The organism is Synechococcus sp. R5-12 (assembly GCF_047502655.1).
Lineage (GTDB): Bacteria > Cyanobacteriota > Cyanobacteriia > Thermostichales > Thermostichaceae > Thermostichus.
In genome coordinates, this window is record NZ_JANSIM010000272.1 from 1 (window position 1) to 4,257 (window position 4,257).

Annotated in this window: 3 protein-coding genes; all 3 read left to right on the top strand. The window is 59.3% G+C overall.

Annotated features, from left to right (window positions below):
- The first annotated feature begins 342 nt into the window (after positions 1-342).
- The 3 genes from NW843_RS13165 to NW843_RS13175 all read left to right on the top strand — a co-directional run bounded on the left by NW843_RS13165 (position 343) and on the right by NW843_RS13175 (position 4,201).
- On the top strand, positions 343-2,856 hold the full coding sequence (locus NW843_RS13165) for a DUF3656 domain-containing U32 family peptidase (protein ID WP_414523172.1): 2,514 nt from the start codon (positions 343-345) through the stop codon (positions 2,854-2,856).
- A 164-nt stretch (positions 2,857-3,020) separates the two neighbouring features.
- Positions 3,021-3,545 carry an acetolactate synthase small subunit gene (ilvN, locus tag NW843_RS13170; RefSeq protein ID WP_011432604.1) on the top strand — a complete coding sequence of 175 codons (525 nt, stop codon included), beginning with the start codon at positions 3,021-3,023 and terminating at the stop codon, positions 3,543-3,545.
- A gap of 53 nt (positions 3,546-3,598) precedes the next feature.
- On the top strand, positions 3,599-4,201 hold the full coding sequence (locus tag NW843_RS13175; protein WP_414523173.1) for a hypothetical protein: 603 nt from the start codon (positions 3,599-3,601) through the stop codon (positions 4,199-4,201).
- The last annotated feature ends 56 nt before the right edge of the window (positions 4,202-4,257 follow it).

Here is a 4,257-nt window from a genome sequence, read left to right on the forward strand (position 1 = left end):
TAGGGTCAGTGCCGGGATACAGATACCCCCACATGGTGTATGATGGGAGCAGTTGCACAAAACGGCTTTTGCCGGAATCTGGTGCGACTACGCGGTGGGACATCCCGTGTCTGCTCGCTGAGGGTTCTTGCGAAAGCTCCCCGATGAAGCGAGAAGCCCACCCTGTACCCGTAGGGTCAGCGATGGGAGTATGTCACCTAGACCCTTTGCGGACGGAACGAGTTTTTTGTTAAGAGGCCGCCGGCAGAGGCAGCTTGACCTGAGACAAGGGGATCCTGCTCTCAGGTTTTTTGATTTTGAATGGGAAAGGATCCCTTGTTCTCTTTGTGGGGCTGTCTTCCGATGAAAGCTGCTGGGATAGATTTCGCGGAAACGGATCACTTTGAGGCGCCGCCTCTGACCACCAAGTTGCCCCTGCTGCTGGCCCCGGCGGGGGATTGGGAGTGTGCCAAGGCGGCAGTGGAAAACGGGGCCGATGCCATCTATTTTGGGCTGGAGCGCTTCAACGCCCGGATGCGCGCCCGCAACTTTACGGAAGCGGATTTGCCGGAACTGATGGCCTGGCTGCACCGGCGGGGGGTACGGGGCTATGTTACTTTGAATACTCTGGTTTTTCCAAGGGAGCTGACGGAAGCCGAGGGATACATCCGCTCGATGATTGCGGCGGGGGTGGATGCGGTGATTGTGCAGGATATTGGCATCGCCCGCCTGATCCGGCATCTTTCCCCCGATTTCCCCATCCATGCTTCCACGCAAATGACCATCACCAGTGGAGTGGGAGCGGAGTTTGCCGCTGAGCTGGGCTGTGAGGTGGTGGTGCTGGCGCGGGAATGTTCCCTGCGGGAAATCGCCCAGATCCAGGCCTATCTGCAAGAGAAGGGATCCTCCCTATCTCTGGAGGTCTTTGTGCATGGGGCGTTGTGCGTGGCCTACTCGGGGCAATGTCTGACCAGCGAGGCGCTGGGGGGGCGTTCGGCCAACCGAGGCGAATGTGCTCAAGCCTGCCGCATGCCCTATGAGCTGGTGGTAGACGGGATCCGCCGCGACTTGGGGGAGAAGCGGTATCTGCTCAGCCCTCAAGATTTGGCCGGGCTGGAGGTGCTGCCGGAGCTGGTGAAGCTGGGGATCCGCTGTCTGAAAATTGAGGGCCGGCTGAAATCCCCAGAATATGTAGCCAATGTAACGCGGGTGTATCGGCAGGCGTTGGATGCGCTGGGAGCGGGGCAGCCGTGGCAGCCTTCGCAGCAGGAACGCTACGAGCTGGAGATGAGCTTTTCTCGCGGGCTTTATACGGGCTGGCTGCGGGGCATCAACAACCAGGAGCTGGTGCACGCGCGGTTTGGCAAGAAACGGGGGGTTTACCTGGGGCAAGTGGTGGGGATCCAACAGGATCAGGTGGGGATCCGGCTGGAGGCACCCCTCAAAGCTGGGGACGGCGTGGTGTTTGACCAGGGGCAGCCGGAGTTGCCGGAGCAGGGGGGGCGAGTTTACCGGGTGCAAGAGAAGCAGGGGCTGGCCTGGCTCAGCTTCGGAGAGGGGGTCATTGATCTCAAACGTCTGCGGGTGGGGGATCGCCTCTGGAAGACCAGCGACCCGGAACTGGAAAAGCGCCTGCGCCAAAGCTACGCCGGGGATCACCCCCGCTTTCAGCGGCCTGTCCACATGGAGGTTCACGGCCAAGTGGGATCCCCGCTGACGCTGATCCTGCGGGATGAGCAAGGCCATACGGTGCAGGTGGATTCGCCGCTGCCCCTGGAAGCTGCCCACCGCCAACCCCTCACTACCGAAAAACTGCGACAGCAACTGGGCCGTTTGGGCTCCACTCCCTTCAAGTTGGGATCCCTGCACAATGCCTTGCAGGGGGAGGTAATGCTGCCGGTGAGCCTGCTCAACCAGATGCGCCGACAAGCGGTGGAACGCCTACAAGCTCTGCGAGCTCAGCCCCCGCGCTGGCAACTCAATCCCGAAGCTCGCTGGCAAGATCTGGTGCCTTCTCAGGAGGAGCCCGAAAGGGGATCCCCGCAGTTGGTGGTGTTGGTGCGGGATCCGGCGCAACTGCCGGCGGCGATAGCCAGCGGTATTAGGCAGATCTATCTGGAGTTTGAGGATCCCCGCCGCTATCGGGAGGTGATCCGCACAACCAAAGCCATCCATCCTGAGGTGGAGCTGTGGGCTGCCCCGCCCCGCATCACCAAGCCGGGAGAAACCTGGATCCTAAAGCAAGTGTTGGCCGCTGGGGCCGATGGCTACTTGGTGAGAAATTACGATCATCTCCGTTTCTTTGCCGGGCAGCGCTGCATTGGGGATTTTTCCTTGAATGTGGCCAATCCCATCACGGCCCACTATCTCAAAACCCGTTACAACCTGGAGCGCCTGACGGCTTCCTATGACCTCAACCATGAGCAACTGGGATCCCTGCTGCAAGCCGGCCCCGCCCATAGGTATGAGGTTACCCTTCATCAACATATGCCCCTGTTCCACATGGAGCACTGCGTCTTTTGCGCCTTTTTATCCAGCGGAACGGATTACACCAATTGTGGTCGCCCATGTGAAAAACACGAGGTGAAGCTGAGGGACAGGGCCAATGTCGAGCACATTTTGAAGGCCGATGCCGGCTGTCGGAATACCCTCTACAACGGCAAGGCCCAAACGGGGGCAGAGTATGTGCCGAAATTATTGGCCTTGGGCCTGCGCTATCTGCGCATCGAATTTTTGCATGAATCCCCCGCCGAGATCCAACAAACCCTGCACCGCTATCAGCAACTCCTACAAGGTCAACTCAGCGGATCCCAACTGTGGCAGGAGCTGAAGCTACACAGCCAATTGGGGGTTACGCGCGGGTCTTTGGAGAGTTAACGGCTGCGCTGTCTTTCTCTAGGGCGCCGGCTCTGCAGCTGTGCTCCGACCGGAGCAATGCGAAAAACATTCCGGCAAAGTTGGCGTAAAATTTCCTCAGGGTATTGTTATTCCCAGGTGCTTCCCCAACCTCTTCTCAGCTTTTTCTCTATCCTCTGGTTGCCGTGAAACACACCCTCAGCGCCCTCGTGCAGGATCAGCCTGGCGTTTTAACCCGCATTGCGGGGATGTTTGCCCGTCGCGGCTTTAACATCGACAGCCTCACCGTTGGCCCCACCGAACGACCGGGGATCTCTCGCATCACCATGGTGGTGCAGGGAGATGAACACGATGTGGAGCAGATGACGAAGCAGCTCTACAAGCTCATCGACGTGCTGAAAGTTACCGATATCACCCATGTTCCCTGCGTGGAACGGGAGCTGATGCTGGTCAAGGTCAATGCCAGCCCCGATACCCGCTCCGCCATTATGGATGTGGCCCAAATGTTTCGCGCCCGGATTGTGGATGTGGCGGAGGAGTCTTTGACTCTCGAGGTAACCGGGGATCCCGGCAAAATGGTGGCCATCATCAAGATGTTGACCAGCTTTGGCATCCGTGAGATCGCCCGTACCGGCCTGGTGGCTCTCACCCGCGAGTCCGGCGTGAATACGGAATACCTGAAGCAACACCCCACCTTAGTTACCGTCTGATGGCCTCAGGGGAAGCGATGCCAAAACTGGGGTGGAGTTGTAGGGGATCGGTTGTGCGCGGCGCACTCAGCCTTGTGGCTATTGTGCTGGTGGGGCTGCTGGTCGGCTGTGGCCCCAGGCCGCCAAAACCGATTGTGCAGCAGGCCCTCGCCTATCAGATCGCTCATGTGTCCGGGCCGGTGGGATCCTTGGTGGGCAGTGACCAGCTAGCAGCCCGCCTGCAATTGCAGGATGTGAAAATCCGCCAAGATCGCCGTGAACCTTTGCTGTTAGTCTCAGGAGAAACCCTGGAAGGCCATCACCTCAGCGGTACCTACACCCTAATCGTGCATCCGCCGGGATCCCGCCGCCCCTATCGCCGCAAAGGGGATCCCTTCCAGCTCACCCTGGCCCACCAAAAGGCACAAACTGTTGCTACACAACGCTCGCCCGACCGCGTCAAAACCGTGCCCGAACGGTGGCTGCTGGCCTACAGCTCACCGGATTCCAAGACTTGGGAGGTCATCGACTTTCTGCCTCAGCCCGCACCGGCACCGGAGTTGCCTCCTGCCGGGCCAGAACCTACACTGCCGGCAACTGCACCTGCTGCCGCCGACGTTGGCAGGACGGAGTCCGATGGAGCTCCCAGCCCTACCAATACTTCTACTCCCACCTGAAGTAGAGCATGACTCTAGGTCGTGTTGATCTTATGTTAGGATAGAGAGAATAATTT